The sequence below is a fragment of the Parenemella sanctibonifatiensis genome (assembly GCF_002250565.1).
In the GTDB taxonomy this organism is placed as follows: Bacteria; Actinomycetota; Actinomycetes; order Propionibacteriales; family Propionibacteriaceae; genus Parenemella; species Parenemella sanctibonifatiensis.
In genome coordinates this window covers 113,999-130,801 of sequence record NZ_NMVJ01000009.1, presented here as the reverse complement: position 1 = coordinate 130,801, position 16,803 = coordinate 113,999, and the positions used below count along the sequence as shown (strand labels likewise).

At 69.5% G+C, this 16,803-nt stretch carries 16 protein-coding genes; 7 read left to right on the top strand and 9 right to left on the bottom strand.

The window, feature by feature from the left end; translation table 11 throughout:
* Positions 1–43 precede the first annotated feature (43 nt).
* Together cydD and cydC are read left to right on the top strand one after the other, a co-directional pair.
* The gene (gene cydD / locus CGZ91_RS11200) at positions 44–1,711 is read left to right on the top strand and encodes a thiol reductant ABC exporter subunit CydD (protein WP_094455202.1); all 1,668 of its coding nucleotides are present in this window, start codon (positions 44–46) and stop codon (positions 1,709–1,711) included.
* On the top strand, positions 1,708–3,333 hold the full coding sequence (gene cydC / locus CGZ91_RS11195; RefSeq protein ID WP_094455200.1) for a thiol reductant ABC exporter subunit CydC: 1,626 nt from the start codon (positions 1,708–1,710) through the stop codon (positions 3,331–3,333). The genes cydD and cydC overlap by 4 nt, the downstream gene beginning before the upstream one ends.
* A gap of 101 nt (positions 3,334–3,434) precedes the next feature.
* On the opposite strand, the gene CGZ91_RS11190 is transcribed toward cydC, so the two are convergent.
* From CGZ91_RS11190 to CGZ91_RS11170, 5 genes are all read right to left on the bottom strand, one after another.
* The gene (locus CGZ91_RS11190) at positions 3,435–4,103 is read right to left on the bottom strand and encodes a type 1 glutamine amidotransferase (protein ID WP_094455198.1); all 669 of its coding nucleotides are present in this window, start codon (positions 4,101–4,103) and stop codon (positions 3,435–3,437) included.
* 2 nt (positions 4,104–4,105) lie between these two features.
* The gene (locus CGZ91_RS11185; RefSeq protein WP_094455196.1) at positions 4,106–4,420 is read right to left on the bottom strand and encodes a thiamine-binding protein; all 315 of its coding nucleotides are present in this window, start codon (positions 4,418–4,420) and stop codon (positions 4,106–4,108) included.
* 513 nt (positions 4,421–4,933) lie between these two features.
* Positions 4,934–6,232: a septal ring lytic transglycosylase RlpA family protein gene (locus CGZ91_RS11180; protein WP_094455194.1), complete on the bottom strand. Its 1,299-nt coding sequence runs from the start codon at positions 6,230–6,232 to the stop codon at positions 4,934–4,936.
* A gap of 204 nt (positions 6,233–6,436) precedes the next feature.
* Entirely contained in the window at positions 6,437–6,646 is a 210-nt protein-coding gene (locus tag CGZ91_RS11175) for a heavy-metal-associated domain-containing protein (protein ID WP_094455192.1), read from the bottom strand.
* Between the two features lie 56 nt (positions 6,647–6,702).
* Complete coding sequence (locus CGZ91_RS11170; protein WP_094455420.1) at positions 6,703–7,059, bottom strand: metal-sensitive transcriptional regulator; 357 nt, start codon at positions 7,057–7,059, stop codon at positions 6,703–6,705.
* A 589-nt stretch (positions 7,060–7,648) separates the two neighbouring features.
* Between CGZ91_RS11170 and dnaB the strand changes: the two genes are divergently transcribed.
* From dnaB to CGZ91_RS11155, 3 genes are all read left to right on the top strand, one after another.
* Positions 7,649–8,938, top strand: a complete 1,290-nt coding sequence (dnaB, locus tag CGZ91_RS11165) for a replicative DNA helicase (RefSeq protein ID WP_229116598.1) — start codon at positions 7,649–7,651, stop codon at positions 8,936–8,938.
* Positions 8,939–9,110: 172 nt separating this feature from the next.
* Positions 9,111–10,127, top strand: a complete 1,017-nt coding sequence (locus CGZ91_RS11160; RefSeq protein WP_229116589.1) for an NtaA/DmoA family FMN-dependent monooxygenase — start codon at positions 9,111–9,113, stop codon at positions 10,125–10,127.
* On the top strand, positions 10,124–10,534 hold the full coding sequence (locus tag CGZ91_RS11155; RefSeq protein ID WP_179229333.1) for an OsmC family protein: 411 nt from the start codon (positions 10,124–10,126) through the stop codon (positions 10,532–10,534). Before CGZ91_RS11160 ends, CGZ91_RS11155 begins: the two co-directional genes overlap by 4 nt.
* Positions 10,535–10,554: 20 nt before the next feature.
* Here CGZ91_RS11155 and CGZ91_RS11150 read toward each other — a convergent pair whose 3' ends face one another.
* Positions 10,555–10,899 carry an ArsR/SmtB family transcription factor gene (locus tag CGZ91_RS11150; RefSeq protein ID WP_094449375.1) on the bottom strand — a complete coding sequence of 115 codons (345 nt, stop codon included), beginning with the start codon at positions 10,897–10,899 and terminating at the stop codon, positions 10,555–10,557.
* 126 nt (positions 10,900–11,025) lie between these two features.
* On the opposite strand from CGZ91_RS11150, the gene CGZ91_RS11145 reads away from it, so the two are divergent.
* Both CGZ91_RS11145 and CGZ91_RS11140 read left to right on the top strand, forming a co-directional pair.
* Entirely contained in the window at positions 11,026–11,916 is an 891-nt protein-coding gene (locus CGZ91_RS11145) for a cation diffusion facilitator family transporter (RefSeq protein ID WP_094455184.1), read from the top strand.
* 89 nt (positions 11,917–12,005) lie between these two features.
* On the top strand, positions 12,006–13,781 hold the full coding sequence (locus tag CGZ91_RS11140; protein ID WP_094455182.1) for a glycoside hydrolase family 15 protein: 1,776 nt from the start codon (positions 12,006–12,008) through the stop codon (positions 13,779–13,781).
* A gap of 3 nt (positions 13,782–13,784) precedes the next feature.
* On the opposite strand, the gene CGZ91_RS11135 is transcribed toward CGZ91_RS11140, so the two are convergent.
* The 3 genes from CGZ91_RS11135 to CGZ91_RS11125 all read right to left on the bottom strand — a co-directional run bounded on the left by CGZ91_RS11135 (position 13,785) and on the right by CGZ91_RS11125 (position 16,708).
* Positions 13,785–14,750 carry an ADP-ribosylglycohydrolase family protein gene (locus CGZ91_RS11135; RefSeq protein WP_094455180.1) on the bottom strand — a complete coding sequence of 322 codons (966 nt, stop codon included), beginning with the start codon at positions 14,748–14,750 and terminating at the stop codon, positions 13,785–13,787.
* A gap of 74 nt (positions 14,751–14,824) precedes the next feature.
* A complete protein-coding gene (locus CGZ91_RS11130; RefSeq protein WP_094455178.1) occupies positions 14,825–16,360 on the bottom strand; it encodes a hypothetical protein in 1,536 nt (511 codons plus the stop codon).
* A gap of 123 nt (positions 16,361–16,483) precedes the next feature.
* A complete protein-coding gene (locus CGZ91_RS11125; protein WP_094455176.1) occupies positions 16,484–16,708 on the bottom strand; it encodes a hypothetical protein in 225 nt (74 codons plus the stop codon).
* Between the last annotated feature and the right edge of the window lie 95 nt (positions 16,709–16,803).

Genomic DNA, 16,803 nt, shown 5'->3' with positions numbered 1-16,803 from the left:
ACTCCACCGGTCGGCGCGAACAGGGCACCGACGGCGAGGCCTGATGGCCGGCCCGATCGATCCACGCCTGCTGCGCCGTGCCCGCGCCACCCGGCAGTACCTGCTGGGTGGCGCGGTGGTCGGCTGCCTCACCGCAGCTCTGGTGGTGGTGCAGGCCTGGCTGTTGTCGGGCCAGATGGCCGCGATCTTCCACGGCGACCTGGCGGGCCCCTTCGGTGGCCTGGCCGCCACGCTCGGCCTGCTGGTCCTGGTGCTGCTCGGCCGGGCCGTACTGGCGTGGGCCAACCAGTGGCTGGCTCACCGCAGCGCTGCTGCGGTGAAGTCCCAACTGCGGCGTGACGTGGCGGCAGCCCGGCTGCGGCGACCGGCGTACGAACCCTCCACCGGCGCCTTCATCACCCTCCTCAGCCAGGGCTTGGACGCACTCGATGACTACTTCGGGAAGTACCTGCCGCAGTTGATGCTGGCGGCCACGGTGCCGCTCATCGTCGGCGTCGCGATCCTCAGCCAGGACCTGATCTCGGCGATCACGATCGCCATCACGATCCCGCTGATCCCGGCCTTCATGGCGTTGGTCGGCTATGTGACCCGGGATCGGATGCGCAAGCGCTGGACCATCCAGACCAAGCTGGCCCACCACTTCGCCGACCTGATGGCGGGACTGCCGACGCTGCAGGTGTTCGGGCGGGCCCGGGCCCAGCTGAAGGGCCTGGAGCGGACCGAGGGCCGGCACCGCAGCGAGACCATGGGCACGCTGCGGATCGCGTTCATCTCCTCCTTCGTACTGGAGCTGCTGGCGACCCTGTCGGTGGCGCTGGTGGCGGTCGGCATCGGCCTGCGGGTGGTCTACGGGCAGGTTGACCTGGCCGCCGCCCTGTTCATCCTGATCCTGGCCCCGGAGGTCTATCTGCCCGTACGCCAGGTGGGCGCCCACTATCACGACTCCGCCGAGGGCGTGGCGGCCGCCGAAGAGGCCTTCGAGGTGATCGAGGCGGCCGAGGCCGAGCCCACCGGCGTACGCCCGGCGCCGGACCTGCGCCAGCACCGGATCCGATTCGAGTCGGTCAGCTTCACCCATCCGGAGGCGGCGAAACCCTCGCTGGTGGACTTCTCCGCCGAGATCGCCCCCGGCGAGGTGGTCGCGATCCAGGGGCGCTCCGGCGGCGGCAAGTCGACCCTGCTGCAGCTGCTGATCGGGCACCTCCGGCCGAGCGAGGGTAGGATCCTGGTCGGCGAGGAGGACCTGTCCGAGGTGGAGCCGAGCAGCTGGTGGCGCCAACTCGCCTGGGTCGGGCAGGAGCCGGGCCTGCTCGCCGGCACCGTCGCCGACTCGATCGCGATGGGACTGGCGGGGCTGCCGTCCGGCTCCGAGACCGCCCCGTCGGAGTCGGCGCTGCGGCAGTGCCTGGACACCGTCGGCGGCCAGAGCATCGACCTTGCCAAGGAGGTCGGCGACGAGTCGACCGGGCTGTCCGCGGGCGAACGGCGCCGCGTCGCCCTGGCCCGAGCGCTGCTGCGCGCGACGCTCGGCCGGGCCCGGCTGATGATCCTCGACGAACCCACCGCCGGGCTCGACACCAGCACCGAGGCGCGGGTCATCCAGGCGCTGCGGGCGGCCGGCGTCGGCGTACTGGTGGTCAGCCACCGGCCCGCCGTGATCGCCGCAGCGGACCGCGTACTGCTGGTCGGCGCCGCCGAGGAGGTCGCATGACGACGTCGGTGTCCGCCCCCGCCCCGGTCTCGCCCGTGCGCCGCAGCCTGGCCGCGGCGCTGACCGGGATGAGCCGACCCCGGATGCGTTTCGCGGCCGCGATCCTCCTGGCGGCGCTGGCCAGCGGCGCCTCGGTCGGGCTGATGGCGACCTCGGGTTGGCTGCTGTCCCGGGCCGCCGAGATGCCGCCGGTGCTGTACCTGATGGTCGCCGTCACCGGCGTGCGGACCTTCGGCATCTTCCGGGGTGTGTTCCGCTACGTCGAGCGGCTGGTCGGTCACGACCTGGCGTTGCGGGCGCAGAGCTCGCTGCGGCTGCAGACCTACGGCCGGCTGGCCGGTTCGACCCTGCTGGGGCGTCGCGTCGGAGACCTCATCAGCCGGGCCGTCACCGATGTCGACGCGGTGCTGGACGTCATCGTGAGGGTGCTGGTGCCGTTCGCCTCGGCGGGGCTGGTGGCGGTCGCCACGGTGGGCTTCATGGCGGTCTTCGACCCGGCGTACGCGCTGGTGCTGTTGGCGACCTGCGTGGCCTCCGGGGTCGGGCTGCCGTGGCTGGCGCAGCGGATCAGCGCCCGCGCCGAGGCGAGCATCGCGCCGGCGCGGGGCCGGCTGGCCGACCGGGCCCGGGAGCTGAACCGTACCGCCGTGGACCTGGTGACCTATGGCTGCACCGACGCCGCGCTGGCCCGGCTGGCGGCCGCCGACGAGGAGCTGGCCGCAGCCGAGCGAAGGTCGGCGACCGCGCGCGGCGTGACCGCGGCGCTGCAGGTCTTCGCGGCGGGCGCGGCGGTGCTGGCCGGACTGGTGATCGGCGGCCTGGCGGTCGCGGCCGGGGACCTGCCGCGCACGATGCTGGCGGTCTTCGTGCTCACCCCGTTCGCCCTGCACGAGGTGCTCGGAGAGCTGGTCCAGGCCGCGCAGGCGTGGTCGCGTTCCCGCGGGGCGCTGGCCCGGGTCGCCGACGTGTTGGACGCGCCGCAGGATCTGGCGGCCGGCACTGACGGCGTACGCCCGAACGCCACGGATCCGGTGATCCGGCTGACGGACGCGACGCTGGGGTGGTCGGGTCAGCCGGTGCTGTCGGGGGTCAACCTGCACGTCGGAGTCGGGGACCGGGTCGCGTTGGTGGGGCCGTCGGGGATCGGCAAGACGACCGCGGCCGCAGCCGTCCTCGGGATGAATCCGCCGCTGGCCGGCGATCTGGAGGTGCGCGGGCGGTTCGGCTATCTGGCCCAGGATGCGCACCTGTTTGCGACGACGATCGCCGAGAACGTACGGATCGGCAACAAGGACGCCACCGACGAGCAGGTCGAACGCGCGTTGCGGCAGGCGGGTCTGGACCTGGATCCGGAGCGGGTGCTGGGCGAGTTCGGTTCGACGGTCTCGGGCGGCGAGGCCCGCCGGATCGCGCTGGCCAGACTGCTGGTCGCGGAGGTGGACGGCTTCGTGCTGGATGAACCGACGGAACACCTCGACGTCCCGACCGCGGCCCGGCTGATGGCCGACGTATGGCAACTGGTCGGCGACCGACCGGCGCTGGTCATCACCCACGACCCCGACGTCACGGCCCAGGCGACCTCGGTGGTGAGTCTCGACCCGGCGTACGCAGCCGGTCGCTGACCACGCCCAGCGTGCAGAATCGACGGTGGTTCCTGCCGTTCTGCTCCTCAGGTCCAGACCGGGCTGAATCGCTCTCGACTCTGCACGGGCGTACGCCGCTCTCAGCGCAGCAGCCAGGCGATCCCGTCGGCCATCAGGCGCCCGGAACGCTCGGCCGCGCCGGACTTCTCGTCCAGCAGGACTTCCAAGACCGGGTCGACGAGGTCGGCCCAGGTCGCGGAGTTGCATCCCCAGCGCCGGATGACCGCCGACGTCACCTCGGGGTGGAACTGCCAGCCCAGCGCCCGCGCGCCGGTCGGCGGGTCCCAGAGCACCCCCTGCGGGCCGGCCGAGCTGCGCCCCAACTCCACTGCTCGCTCGGGCACCGTGAAGGCGTGCTGGTGGTGCTGCGCCCACGGCCCGGGTGGGCACAACTCGTGGTGGGACTCGACCTCCATCAGGCCGTTCTCGGGATGGGCCGCAGGACCGGTGGTGCCACCGAGCACCTCGGCGAGCAGCTGCGCCCCGAAACAGATGCCGAGCACCGGGACGCCGGTGCCCAACGCGTCCTTCATGATCTGCCGTTCGGGATCGACCATGGCCGCTGCCGCCGGGTCCGAGGGCAGCGACGGCGACCCCATGTGTACGGACAGCCCGACGTCCTCGGGTGCTCGCAGGTCGGGCGTACGGACCACGGGGATGACGTCGTGGCCCTGGCTTCGGAGGAGTCGCCCGGCCAGGTCGCCCGGTTCCTCGAGGGCGTCCTCGTCCAGATAGAGCGCGACGCGCACGCTCAACCCTGTTCGGTGTCGGCGAGGGCGGCTTCGAGTCGCTCGACCTTGCCGGAGAGTTCACCGGTACGCCCGGGGCGGATGTCGGCCTTGAGCACCAAGCTGGTGCGGGGGCTGTATTCGCCGACGGCCTCGCAGGCGCGCTTGACGACGTCCATCACCTCGTCCCACTCACCCTCGACGGTGGTGAACATGGCATCGGTCTGGTGCGGCAGGCCCGACTCGCGGACGATGGCGACCGCGGCGGCGACCGCCCGGCTCACCGAACCCTGATCGTCCTGGCTGGATTGGGGGGCAACGGAGAAGGCAACCAACATGCGCCCGATCCTAGACGTGCCCCGGCGGCGGGCTGGGACCGGCCGGTCTGTGACAAGAGGCCCGCCCCAACAGCGGCGGTTGGTGGATCCAGGTGCGAGCTACCGCCGCTGGGGCGCAGTTCTCTGCGGCACTCGGCTCCGTGGGTGGTCGCGAACGATGATTCGCGCGCACTACGTGCAGTCGATGCTCACGACCACTCGAATCTGGGCGTCCGCGCGAATCGACTGCACGTACTGCGCGCGAGTCGGGGCAGCAAGGGCGAGGGCAGGGTCCCGACGGGTCGTGCCCGGGTGGTGGATCAACGAAGCAGCAACCCAGGCGTGGCGCGCCCTGCGGCCGCAGCTCCGCCGCGCGCAACCACTGCACCCTGTAGATACGCAGGTGAAACCAGCCAGATCGCCCGCGCAACGGCTAGATGCTGTAGTTGCGCAGGCCCGAAGGCCCGCGGCCGCCGACAGCAGAACGGCCGCCCGGCCCCGAAGGGACCAGACGGCCGTCAGTGGGATCGGGGCTCAGCCCACGATCTCCCAGGTGACCTGGGCGACGCCACGGCCCGGATCCTCGATCAGTGCGAAGGAGGCGCGGGAGAGGTCGAGGCAGCGGCCGCCGACGTAGGGGCCACGGTCATTGATGCGCACGATGACCGACTTGCCGTTGCGCTTGTTGGTGACCTTGACCTTGGTGCCGAAGGGCAGCGACTTGTGTGCGGCGGTCATGGCGCTGGGGTCGAAGCGCTCGCCATTGGCGGTCATCTGGCCCTGCCAGTAGTTGGAGGCCTCACAGGAGTTGCCCACGGCCGGGGTCAGGTTGGGGTCGGCGCTGCCGCCACCGCCGGAGCCGGAGCCACCCGAGCCCGAACCACCCGAGCCCGAACCACCCGAGCCCGAACCACCCGAGCCCGAACCACCCGAGCCCGAACCACCCGACGAACCGGAGCCACCCGAGCTGGACTTGGGCTCGTCGTCATCGGAGGGGACGGGGGCGGGTTCCTTGGTGCCGACCAGCACAACCTCGTCGACGGGCTCCTGGGTGACCTCGGAGCCGGTCATCTCGGAGGAGACCAGCTGGCCATTCTCCCAGCGCTCGGCCCAGGTCTCGGACACCTTGCCGTCCTTGCCCTTGGTCTGGACCTCAGTGTCGCCCTTCTCGAGCTTGGAGGACTTCTTCTCCACGGTCTTGTGGGGCACCGAGACCTCGCGCTTGATGCTCTTCAGCTCCACGCGGACGATCTCGATGCGCTGGTCGGCCTCCAACGGTGCGTTGGGGTCGACATTCAGGACGTCATCAGGGCCGACGGTGACATTGGCGGCGGCCAACGCGTCGTTCACGGTGCCGGTGGAGCGTACGGAGTGCTCCTGCCCATCCACGACGATGACGATGTCGCGGGCGGTGGTGATGTCGATCGCGACGCCGTCGCGGCCCAGCGGGGTGTCGCGCGACATCGACAGGTCAGCTCCGTCAAGTCGGTGCGGGAGCTCGTTGAGGGCGTCACCGACCGTACGCGCGGTGGTCCAGAAGGTCTGCTGCTGTCCGTCAACCGTCACCGTGATCGGGCGTCCCATCCGGACGGTGATCACCTGGTCGTCCTTGATCGGGGTGTCCAGGGTCGGGGTGACGACGTCATGGGGGCCGAGCTCGATGCCCTCGTCAACCAGCAGGTCGGCGACGTTTCCGCCCAGGACGCGCACCTCGCGCACTTGGCCGTCAACGGCGATGTCGACGTCCTTGGCCATGGCTGTGGTCGCGCCGTAGACGCCGGCCGAACCGGCGATCAGGGTGCCTGCCAAGGCAAGGGAGATCAGCTTGGACATGGTCCTCCGTCAATGAATGGCGTTCAGCGGCCGCCCACCGTTCGGCTCGCATTCCGGGCAGAAGCGTAACCCGGTCGTGACCTGAAGCCAAAAATTGCCTGAGAACTCTGAAGGTTTGGCGCATTGGAGCCGCAGCCGCCCCGGACATGACTCAGGGTGCCCCTCCGCAGAGGAGCACCCTGAGGTGCGTACGCCGGCAGCGCGTCACACCGGGACGGCGGTGTAATCGCCCGCCTCACTGAGCGCCGCATCAATGGCGGACTGGTCCACGACGGCATCGCTGGTGACGACCATCGAGCCGGCCTCGTGATCGACCTTGACGGCGGAGACGCCAGCGATCTCGCTGACCTCCTCGGTAATGGCGGCGGCGCAGTGGCCGCAGGTCATGCCGGTGACGGTGTAGTTGGTCTGCATGGTGTTTCCTCCTGGGTTGGGTTGGCGAGATCTGCCTGGTTGGGACGGCTGGGAGGTCAGGAACGACTGAGTCGCTTGATGGCGTCGCTGACCTCGGCAAGCTTCTGGTCCGCCTCGGCGCCGCCCTTGGCCGCCGCATCGACCACACAGTGCGCCATGTGGTCATCGAGCAACCCGAGCGCCACTGACCGCAGTGCAGCCGTGGTCGCCGAGATCTGGGTGAGGATGTCGATGCAGTACTTCTCATCGGACACCATCTGCTGCAGGCCGCGGACCTGGCCTTCGACGAGCTTCAGTCGCCGCAGGTACGCCGCCTGCTCGCTGATGTAGCCGTGATGGGCATGCCCCGCGGCAGGGGCGCCAGCCGCATCCGCGGCGCCTGCGGGGTCAGTGGTCTCAGTCGCGCCAGCCATGGCCTCGATGATACCCCTGAGGGGTATCCAGATCAAGATCACCATCTTGTCCACATCCGGCCCGACAACCTGTGGGCAACTCCGCCATACACCACCCCTCCCAGGGGCTGTCAAGCGCGCGGTCAGGCCTGGCGGAGTTGGCCAAAGAACTTTTCGTCCACAGCGAGTTCTCTCGCAAAGCCCCATAGAAACGGGCGTCTTCGACCATTGGACCGACTGCCCCCACAGACTCATCCACAGCCGGATCCGGCGTGTTGCACCGCTCTCCACACCTGTCCACCGACTGTCCACAAGCCCTGTGGACAGAGTCATTGTCCTTCGGTGATTCCGAGCGCTACGGTGTCGGCGCAAAGCGATGGGTGACGAAAGTGTCGGACCCCCTGCGTACGGTCGCAGACAGTTGGCAGTGGGCCACGAGCAGCCGTACGTGAGGCGGCCCCGCTCGTGGGTGACTCGGCTTGTGGGTGACTCGGTTGATGTGATGAATGGCTCGACATGGATGGGGGTGGCTGCCGTGAGTGAGGCATATCAGCTGGAGGCTTCGGGCCCGGAGGAGCGCAGCCAGGTCGACCGTACGCCGCCGCAGGACATGGCGGCCGAGCAGAGTGTGCTCGGTGCGATGCTGCTGAGCAAGGACGCGATCGCCGACGTGCTGGAGTCGATCAAGGGCATCGACTTCTACCGGCCTGCCCACGAGATGATCTTCGACTCGATCCTCGACCTCTACGGACGCGGCGAACCCGCCGACGCCGTCACCGTCGCCGCCGAACTGACCCGCCGCGGCGAGATCGGCCGGGTCGGCGGCCACCCCTACCTCCACGAACTGGTCTCCACCGTCTCGATCGCCTCCAACGCCAGCTACTACGCCGAGATCGTGCGTGAAAAGGCCGTGCTGCGCCGGCTGGTCGAGGCCTCCATGAAGATCTCCCAGCTCGGCTACCAAGGCACCGGTGACGTCAGCGACATCGTCGACCGCGCCCAGCAAGCCATCTATTCCGTCACCGAAGGCAAGACCAGCGAGGACTACAAGCCCCTGTCCGCGCTGATGGAATCCACCCTGGACGAGATCGAAGCGATCGGTTCGCGCGGCGGCCAACTTGCCGGCGTCCCCACCGGGATCCTCGACCTCGACGACCTCACCAACGGCCTCCACCCCGGCCAAATGGTGATTGTGGCGGCGCGACCGGCCATGGGCAAATCGACTCTCGGGCTGGACTTCGCGCGGGCGTGCTCGATCAAGAACGGCATGACCTCGGCGATCTTCTCCCTCGAGATGAGCCAGTCCGAGATCGTGATGCGACTGCTGTCGGCCGAGGCCGGCGTCCCCCTCAAGAACATCCGCAACGGTGAGATGACCGAGGAGGACTGGGCCCGGTTGGCGCGCAAGATGGGTGAGATCTCCGAAGCCCCGCTGTATGTGGATGACTCCCCCAACCTCACCATGATGGAGATTCGCGCCAAGGCCCGCCGCCTCAAACAACGCCACGACCTCAAACTGGTCGTCATCGACTACATGCAGCTGATGACGTCGGGCAAGCGAGTCGAATCACGCCAGCTCGAGGTCTCCGAGTTTTCCCGCCAGATCAAGCTGCTGGCCAAGGAACTCGAGCTCCCCGTCGTGGCGATCTCCCAGCTCAACCGTGGCCCCGAGCAACGCAACGACAAGCGTCCCATGGTCGCCGACCTGCGTGAGTCCGGCTCCCTGGAACAGGACGCCGACATGATCATCCTGCTGCACCGCGAGGACTACTACGACAAGGACTCCACCCGAGCTGGCGAGGCCGACCTCATCGTCGCCAAACACCGTAATGGCCCCACCCGCGACATCCAGGTCGCCTTCCAAGGCCACTACTCCCGCTTCGTCGACATGCAGCATTAGCGCCACCCGGGGACAGGGCGGGGCCGTCGCCCTGATCCCGCGAGGCGCCCCGGCTACCGGCTCACTCGAAGTCGTCCTGCCGCTGCTGGTACTGGCGCTGGAGTTCCTCCCACTGCGCTGGCGTCCACGGTCAGACGGGGACCGGCGGTCTTCACCGGGTCACGCTCCTGAGGTGAGGCGCAGCCTGCGCCGATCAGCACTGCCCGATCAGCGCACCCGCAACCCTCGTATGCATGCTCATGGCGGCACCGAGGCCGAGGCGCGCAACTTCTCCCAGGTCGAGCTGCTCGACAAGAAGAGCCGGTACGCCCGAGCCGACGAATTCCTGCAGGTCGCGGCGAAGCTGTGGGACAGCTGGGAGGACGACGCCCTGGTGCTCGATCCCCAGACGCCGGTCTTCGCCGACGCCAGCAAGGTGCACCCGATCGACCACCACGGCGACTGGTTCGACATCGACGGCCCACTGAACGTGCCCCGGCCACCGCAGGGCTACCCGGTGATCCTGCAGGCCGGCGCCTCGCCGAGCGGCCGCGACATGGCCGCGCGATGGGCCGATGCGATCTTCTGCAGCCACGCCTCGCTGGAGTCGGCCCAGGCCTTCTATTCCGACATCAAGGAACGAGCCAAGGCGGCGGGCCGCGATCCCGACGACATCAAGGTGCTCCCCTCGATCACCCCGATCGTGCGGCCGGTCGAGCAGGACGCCAAGGACCTCGCTGCCGAGCTCTACGAGCTGGTCCCCGAGGAGGCCGGACTGTCGCAGCTGTCCTACCACCTCGACATCGACCTGTCACAGTTCCCGCTCGACGAGCAGCTGCCCGCGCTCGATGACCCGAGCATCGACGGCCACTACCACGAGGTCGCCGAGATCACCCGCCGCGAGGGCATCTCGCTGCGACAGCTGGGCAAGCAGTACGGCGGCCGCACCGAGGGCAACATGATCGGTACGCCCTCGCAGATCGCTGACGGCCTGGAGAAATGGTTCAGCAAGGGGGCTGCGGACGGCTTCACCGTCGGCGCGGTCTACCAGCCGGGCGCCTTCGAGGAGTTCGTACGCGAGGTCGTCCCCGAGCTGCAGCGCCGCGGGCTGTACCGGACGGCGTACGAGGGCACCACGCTGCGCGACAGTCTCGGCGTGCCTCGCCCGGCGGTCGGCGACTGGCAGCGGCGCGGGCAGGGGCAGTCGTGACGGCAGCCCCGATTGCCACGGTCACCGGCCGCACCAGCGCCGCGGCCGGGGAATACACCATCACCGCCCGTGGTGCGACGGTGCGATCCGATGCCCGCAACAGCGGCGGGCCGGAGATCCACGCCGGCGAGCTACTGCTGGCGGCACTGGCCTCCTGTGCGCTGGCCGTCATCGAGGGAACCGCCGCCGAGGAGGGGTTGGGCCTGGGGCCGGTCACCGTCGAGGTGTCATCCGAGCGCGGCGAGGACCAGCCGCCGCGGTATGCGTGGTTCCGCTTCGAGGTGACCGTGGCCGGGGTCGACCAGACGACCGCGGAGGCGCTGGTGCAGCGCTTCCGCGACACCTGCCCGATCTACAACACCGTCGCTGCGGTCAGTCCGGCGGAGTTCGACGTACGCGTGGCCTGAGCGTTGGCATGACGAGCAGCTCAGGAGATCAGGGCTTCACCTTCGATGCCCAGACCGGCCCGTTCGACCAACCGGTCGGTGGCCGCGAGCAGCGCGCGGGTGGCCTCGGGGTGCGCCAGTGCGTACACCGAGGCGCGACCCTCCGCGCGGACGGTCAACAGTCCCGCCCGCAGCAGGTACGCCAGGTGCTTGCTGACGGTTGATTGCGCCAGCCCGACGTGCTCCTGGAGGTCGACAACGCGATGTTCGCCGGTGAGCAGGTGCTGGATGATGATGAGCCGGGAGCGTTCGCTGAACCCGTGCAGGATCGCGGCGGCCGCATCGAAGAGTTCCTCCGGAGGCGTATCGCCGTCTGATCCTGTCATCGCCACCCGCCGATGATCCCACCTGCCGGGTACCGACTCAACGAAGGCTCGCCTGCGCGGTTTCATCTTCCGCCGACGTGGGCTATCATCGCTGGAGAACGATGAATTGCGGGAGGGGCGAACGAGATGGGACATGACCACGGAGCGTTGAGCGCCGCGGGCCGCCACCGTTGGCGCCTGGTCGTCACGTTCGGACTGATCGCGACCTTCTTCGCCGTCGAACTGGTCGCCGGCATCATCACCGGCTCGTTGGCGCTGCTGTCCGATGCCGGCCACATGGCCGCCGACGTCGTCGCGCTCGGCAGCGCGCTGGTCGCCACCCGGCTGGCCGCGCGCGGCGACCGGACCGGACGGCGTACCTATGGTTCCTATCGCGCCGAGATCTTCGCCTCCGGTTTCATCGCCCTACTGATGCTCGGCATGGCGATCGCCATCGCCGCCTCCGCGGTCGCCCGCATCGGCGAACCGGTCGAGGTCGAGACCGGGCCGATGCTCGTGGTCGGCACCCTCGGTCTGATCGTCAACTTGGTCGCGATGCTGCTGTTGCGGGCCGGGGCCAAGCAAAGCCTCAACCTCAAGGGCGCCTACCTGGAGGTGCTCGCCGACACGCTCGGCTCGGTCGGTGTCATCGCCGCGGCCCTGCTGGTCCGCGCCACCGGCGACACCTGGTGGGACACCGCAGTCGCGGTGGCCATCGGGGTCTTCGTTGCCGTCCGGGCCGTCATGTTGGGCCGCGAGGTGCTCCAAGTGCTGGGTCAGAACGCCCCCGATGGATTGGATCCGGCGGCGATCGAGACGCGGCTGCGCGCAATCCCGGGCATCGAGGAGGTCCACGACCTGCACCTGTGGACGCTCACCTCGGGCATGGACGTCGCCACCGCACACCTGGTCGTCAGCGACGATCCGCACGACATGCTGGACCGGGCCAATGCCGCCCTGCGCGAGGACTTCGGCATCGAGCACGCCACGCTGCAGATCGAACCGACCAGCCACGACTGCCACCACCCGGCTTGGTGAGGGACGCACCGTACGTCCCGCGCTCAATCCGTGACGTACGCCCGCAGCCCCGGCTGCGCTCCGGTGGCACGCTCCGAGACACTGAGGGCATGTCGCACACGCCGTTGGAGGACTACGCCCTGCTCACCAACTGCGCCACCGCGGCCCTGGTCAGCCGCGACGGCAGCATCGACTGGTGGTGTCCGCCTCGGTTCGACAGCCCGGCGGTGTTTGCCAAACTGCTGGGCAGTCAGGACAACGGCCACTGGCTGTTGCGGATCGTCGATGCCGAGGTGGTCGAGCGGACGTACCTGCCCGACACCTTCGTGCTGCAGACCCGCTGGCGTGGTGAGCACGGCGAGGCGGTGGTGACCGAACTGCTCCAGGAGGTTTCCGACGGTCACCACACCCTGCAGCGCAACGTCGAGGTCGTGTCCGGTGAGGTGCTGGTGCACCAGGAACTGCGGATGCGCCCCAATTACGGCGAACGGCTGCCGTGGGTGCGACGCCGCGCGATCGGCGAGGTCGAGGTGCTGGTGGGGATCTCTGGCCCGACCGGACTGGTGCTGCGTGGGCCGCTGCCGCACGCCCACGACGCCGCGCACACCTCCCAGCACCGACTGGCCGCCGGCACCAAGGAGACCTGGACACTGACGTGGTTTCCCTCCCACGAAGTGCCGCCGGTGCAGGAGGACCCCGACGTTGATCTGGCCCGCACCATCAAGGACTGGCGCGACTGGGCAGCGACAATGGTCAATGCCGATGACCCTGCGGTACGCCGGTCGCTGCTGGTGCTGCGGGGCCTCACCCACTACGCCACCGGCGGTGTGATCGCGGCGCCGACCGCCTCGCTGCCGGAGGAGTTCGGCGGGATCCGCAACTGGGACTACCGCTTCGTGTGGCTGCGCGACTCAGCGCTGTCGATCGAGGCGATGATCGCCTACGGGCTGGACGAACACTCCTGGCGGGACTGGCTGCTGCGGGCCATCGCCGGCGACGTCCACGACCCCAAGATCATGTATCGGATCGACGGTGCCTACGTCGAGACCGAGCTGGAGTTGTCGCATCTCAGCGGGTACGAGGACTCGGTGCCGGTGCGGATCGGCAACGGCGCCGCGGATCAGTATCAGGCCGACGTGGTCGGTGAGGTGATGATTGCGCTGCAGCGATTCCGGGAGGCCGGAGTCGCGGAGGACCCGAACTCGTGGGCGCTGCAGCGCGCGCTGCTGGATTACTGCGAGCGGCGCATCGACGACAAGGACCAGGGCATCTGGGAGATGCGCGGCGAGGAACACTACTTCACCCATGGCCGGGTGATGTTGTGGGCGGCGTTCGACTGCGGCGTACGCGCGGTGGAGACCCAGGAACTACCGGGACCGGTGGAGCGGTGGCGCGGGTTGCGGGGCCGTCTGCGTACCGAGATCGAGGAGCGAGGCTGGAATGCCGAGATCGATTCCTTCACCCAGACCTACGGGTCCGCCGAGGTGGATGCGTCGCTGCTGATGATCCCGCACACGGGTTTCTGTGCCTGGGACGATCCTCGGATGCTGGGCACGGTCGCGCGGATCGAGCGAGACCTGGTCGATGACCATGGGCTGCTGCACCGCTATCGGACCCAGGCCAAGCTGGACGGGCTGGCGGGAGATGAATATCCGTTCCTGCTGTGCTGCTTCTGGCTGGTCGAGAGCTATGCCCGCACCGGGCAACTGGAACGTGCCGAGCAGCTCTATGAGCAGTTGGTGTCCTACGGCGGCGAGCTGGACCTGCTCGCCGAGGAGTATTCGCCGGCCCATGGCCGGCTCGCCGGCAACTATCCGCAGGCCTTCAGCCACCTCGGCCTGGTGCAGGCCGCCGAGGCGATCCGGGAGTCCCGCGCCGGTCGGTGAGGTTCAGCTGACGGAGGCGCCTGACCCGCCACCAGCCGCGAGGGCTGCGAACTCAACCAGGTCGTCAGCCCGACAGCCGGGCCACCCGTGCAGCAGGCTCCGCCACTGCGCCGGCACGGCACTCGCCCCGTAGCGGGCGCCCGCCAGCGACCCCGCGATCGCGGCAACCGTGTCGGTGTCGTGGCCACCGCGGACGGCTCGCTCCAGCGCATCCGGCAGCGACCCCGCACCCGCGACGGCCGCGAGGGCACCCTGGAAGGCACGCACCACCCAGCCATTGCCGGTCCCGAAGTCACGCGGATGCGCGCCCTCGGCCAGCGCCTCGTCGATGAGTGCCGACCAGCGGTCACGTCGGTCGCTCGGAAGGTGTCGCAATCCTGCCCTGACGTCGACGACCCCGACGCGGATCGCCTGACGGATCGCGAGGCACCACAGCACCACCGCATCGGCGTTGTCGGGCTCCCAGTGCGTCAGCTGCGCGACCCGGACAGCGGCATCGACCAGCGCCGGCTCGGCGCCATCGGCGAGGTAGCCGAGAGCGACTGGGCCGGTACGCATGAGCGACCCGTTGCCGCCGGAACGTCCACTGCGGTGATGGTGGGCTTCCGCTGCGGCGCGGGCGACATCCTCGCTGGCCCGCCCCGGCAGGCGCTCGAAGACGGCCCGGGTCTGCGCGCCGACGTCCTTCGCGGTGCGCGACCACTCCCGCCACTCGGCGAGCACTCGGCCGAGCACAGCCGAATCGTTCAAGGACTCGCCGCGGGCGAGGGCCTGCAGGATCGGGACCGCCATGCTGGTGTCGTCGGTCCACTCACCAACGGCGTGACCGAACACGCCCGCGCCGAACTCGATCGCCACCTCATCGGGCAGTGACGGCCCGAACTCGTACTGCGAACCCAGGGCATCGCCGGCGGCCGAGCCGAGGACGGCCCCGGCGGCGCGATCCAGATCGACGGCAGCGGTGCTCATGGGCGATTCAGACTCCGATTTCCGGTGGCGGTCATTCCAATTCGGTACGCGGAGTCTACGACGCGCCCCAGAGGTCAGCGGCCGGCGGGGAACGGCACCCGGCCGCGGCACACCTGGCCCCAGCCATCGACGCTCGCCCACACCAGATAGGCCGTGTTGAGCAGCCGGGAGCCGCCACCGAACCGTTCCTCGGCGCGCCGATAGACCGCTCGGATGTGATCCTCCATGTCCGGGCCGAACTCATCGATCGGCAGCCAACGGCCCACCTGGGCGATGTACGCCGTGGAGGCCTCGGTGACGCCGTCCACTCGGCTCCAGATCTGGTCGACGCCGCGGGCGAGCTTGTCCCGGTACGTCGCCGCCAGGTTGCGCAGGTCCGTCTCGGTCGCCTCCACCCCGGCGGCGTACGCGGCCCGCAGGAACTCCACGGTGATCGCGGCGTGGGAGACGTCCTCGGCCTGGCGGCTCGCGCCGTACGCCGGAGTGTAGGTCGACTCGACCTCGCCGACGCGCCAGCCACGGTAGAGCTCAGAGTAGGTCGGCCAGTAGTTCCAGACCGCCGCATCGCCTTCGAGGCGCCGGTCGCCCCGCCAGCTGCGGACCATCCGGGTGAGCTTGTTGGCGTACGCCTCGTTGGGCTCGATCCGATGCAGTTCGGCCATGGTCTGACCCAGGCCCTGGGTCTGGTTGAACGGCTGGATGGTGCCGTCGAAGGGCACCGGCGCGCCGACGGGCCAGACGTAGTCGCCGCGATCGGCACCAGATTCGACCCACTCGTCGTCATGGAAGGCGACAGCGTCGATGGCGGCCTGGCGGAAGGTCGCGGCGAGTCGACGGTGCTTGCTCAAGGCGGGGTTCTCCTTGACCAGCCGCGCGAACGCCGCCAGCGGATAGCTGATCTGGCCGGTGTGGACGGCGTACGCGTAGTACTGCGGCTCGAAGCCGTAGGTTCCGCCCGCCGGGGCACCGGTGCCGTGAGCGACGGCGGTCCAGCGGGCGTTGCTGGCGTACGCCTCGGCGACGATCCGGGTCTCGACGAAGTCGGCGCTGGCCGGATCGAGGCTGAGTCCGGTCAGGGTGCGGGAGGTGGCGAGCGGGTGGTGCAGGTGGAGCGTGAAAGTGTCGCTGGTGGGGACGACCTCGACGCTGGCCTCGACTGCGCGGCTGCCGGCCCAGCGGATGTCGAGGACCGCGGTGCCGTCGCTGCCGGGGATCTCGGCGACGCCCGCGGTGTAGTTGCCCGCGGTGCGCCAGACCGGGCCGGAGCGGCCCTGGTAGTCGGTGACCCCGCGTACCGAGTCGCGCTGCGCGAGCATGTCGGCGCCGATCCGGGCCAGCTCGTCGACGTAGCGGGGATCGCAGGTGGCCTCGTACATCCGGACCAGCGAATTCATGACGTACGCGGTGCCCCACGCCAGGCTGCCCGCCTCGTTGCTGACGCCGAGGGTGATCGGGAAGGCCGCGTAGTCGGCGTCATAGCGGGCGCGGGTGCCGATGTCGGCGGTGGCGGCGTACGCCCGGCGCCCGCTGGTGGCGGCGACGCTGAGGATCGGGGTTGCGGCGAGCGCGGCGATCAGGGTGCGGCGGCTGACGGGGGTCTGCGGTGACACGGTTACTCCTCGATGAGTGGCCCCCGCGCCGGGGGCCCGTAGCAGGACGCTAGCAATCAGCCGGCCCGCCGCCAAGGGGTACGCCACGACTTCCCGGCCGGGAGAAAACGAGTTCCCGGAAGATCAGCCGAGCAACATCGACACGATGACGGCGACAGGCAGTCCAGGCACGGATGCCCGAGAGCAGGCCCAGGCCACGATGCAGCCCAGCAACACGGCGTACGCCCGCATCGAGGAGTCGACGGTGGTCCAGCCGGTCACGATCACGGCGGTGAGCAGGGTCGCTGCCGCGGTGGTGATGAGCATGCGTCGGCCGTCGTTGTGCACCACGCGAGCGACCTTGGTCATGCCGGCATTCTCGCAGTCTCCCTGAACCGTCCGCGCCAGGCGTCAGCGAGGGACGCATTGTCCTTGCCGCAGGCGGTACGCGGACACTTCAGGGC